This window comes from Porphyrobacter sp. TH134, assembly GCF_002855495.1.
In the GTDB taxonomy this organism is placed as follows: domain Bacteria; phylum Pseudomonadota; class Alphaproteobacteria; order Sphingomonadales; family Sphingomonadaceae; genus Erythrobacter.
Window position 1 is genome coordinate 1 of the sequence record NZ_PKRO01000098.1, and the last position, 1,379, is coordinate 1,379.

Annotated in this window: 1 protein-coding gene; it reads right to left on the minus strand. The window is 55.0% G+C overall.

What is annotated here, in order from left to right; genetic code table 11:
- Positions 1-123: 123 nt before the first annotated feature.
- A complete protein-coding gene (locus C0V72_RS16080; RefSeq protein ID WP_143704650.1) occupies positions 124-807 on the minus strand; it encodes an imm11 family protein in 684 nt (227 codons plus the stop codon).
- Positions 808-1,379: the final 572 nt, after the last annotated feature.

A 1,379-nucleotide genomic window follows, 5' to 3' on the forward strand; every position in this document is an offset into this window, starting at 1 on the left:
TCGTCTGCCTCTCTCGGATCAGGCGCTACGCCTGTCGTTCTACATCACCCTCGCCGCCAGCGCCCCTCCCGCGAAGCGGGTTCGTGCACCGACCCCAAAGCGGTCATAAATAGGCCTGACACCTCAGACCTCGCGTAGCTGCCAGAGGAAGTAAGGAGCCTTTTCTTCAAGGCGTACGATTCCATGATCGAGAAAGAGCGCCATTAACTTGTCGCAAATCATGATCTCGTTTAGCTTATGATCATACCAGATCGACAAACCTTTGACTTTGTCTTTGTAGACCGCAGAGGATGGATAGTTTCTTTTATTATCGATCCTGTAACGATACCAATCAGGATACTTGTTCGGCCCATCATCTAAAGTAGCCCCCGGAAACACTTTCACCATGTGCGGGCTTGCCTCAAGTGCGATCGTATCGGCTCTTTGTCCGATATTGAGCAGCATATATGGCTCTGGCGTCGGCGATCCGTCAGCCATGGTGAGATTGAAGGGATGGTAACGGTGAACTCCTGGATCGACGGACTCGATCAGCTCGATTGCCGTTGTGGACACGGCGTAGCCGGCAATGCAGTCGAACATCCCGAGCAGTGGGGGCTGAAACTTCTCAATCCTTGCGAAAAACGGGGGTGTGATAGTAGGATGAAGAAGACCTGAGGTCAGGTCGCCGAATTGCACGTACTCTGGGTGCCAGAATGGTTGTTGCGGTAGCGATTCCAGAAGCGCCTTGCTTAGCTGCATCTTCCGTCGCACCTGCGCATCGCGGTCGCCCTCATCCAGAACGACGCGGTCATAAATGTTGCTTGTCATCACCCACGCCATGTCAGACCTCGCCTCTTTAGCAGAAAGGTTCAGAGATCATCCTCTCTGATTAATCAAAGACATGGTCTCAGATTCGGGTAAAGATTGACGCTACATCGGGGTGGAAACTAAAAACTTCGAAGAAGCAGACATTCCGAATTCCACCCATTTGCCGACATTTACAGCCATCATCTGCGTTCCTGAAACCGGTCAGAAGGCTCCGGTTGTCTCCTTCACAGCCCCCGCCATATCTTCGCCGGGGCGGCGTTCCTCGCCCCCCAGCGGGACGCCGGGCAGCGCGCCGGGCGGAAGGTCTTGGAATAGCACAGACGGATTTCCTCCAGCCAGCCGCGTTCATTCAGCCTGACCCCGATCGCGCTTTCCGGCCACACCAGATTGGCATCGGCAAAGGCTGACCGGATGCGGCCTGCGGTCAGGCCGTCTTCGCGGCTGATGCGGTCGTAATCGGGCAGGCGCAGGCCCGAATAGACCTGTTGCGAAAGTGGGGATTAGGGGATTCCCGTTTGGCGTAAAATCTGATTCACGCTTTGGATGCAGAGGTTTTGCGCTGAGCGGCTGAT

Excerpts from the sequence above, each read along its gene's own strand:
- C0V72_RS16080 (WP_143704650.1), bottom strand. The coding sequence starts at position 807 with ATGACAAGCAACATTTATGACCGCGTCGTTCTGGATGAGGGCGACCGC.